General features: G+C 66.9%; 1 protein-coding gene. It reads left to right on the forward strand.

What is annotated here, in order from left to right; genetic code table 11:
• On the forward strand, positions 1-456 hold a 456-nt coding region (locus tag MFF26_RS26395), incomplete at both ends, for a calcium-binding protein (protein ID WP_283207431.1).

Here is a 456-nt window from a genome sequence, read left to right on the forward strand (position 1 = left end):
CCTCGGGGGCTCGGAGCTGGAGAACCTCACGCTCACCGGCACGGCCAACCTCAACGGTACAGGCAACTCGATCGCCAACACGATCACCGGCAACAGCGGCGCCAACATCCTCAATGGCGGCGGCGGCGCCGACACGATGATCGGCGGGGCCGGCTCCGACACCTACATCGTCGACAACATCGGCGACAAAGCCGTCGAGGCCAACGGCGCCGTCGGCACCGATCTCGTGATCGCGTCCGTGTCCTACTCCCTCGGGGGCTCGGAGCTGGAGAACCTCACGCTCACCGGCACGGCCAACCTCAACGGTACAGGCAACTCGATCGCCAACACGATCACCGGCAACAGCGGCGCCAACATCCTTAACGGCGGCGGCGGCGCCGACACGATGATCGGCGGGGCCGGCTCAGACACCTTTGTGTTCTCGACGGCGCTGGGCGCGGGCAACGTCGATCGCAT

It is taken from the genome of Methylorubrum suomiense (assembly GCF_022179765.1).
GTDB lineage: Bacteria > Pseudomonadota > Alphaproteobacteria > Rhizobiales > Beijerinckiaceae > Methylobacterium > Methylobacterium suomiense.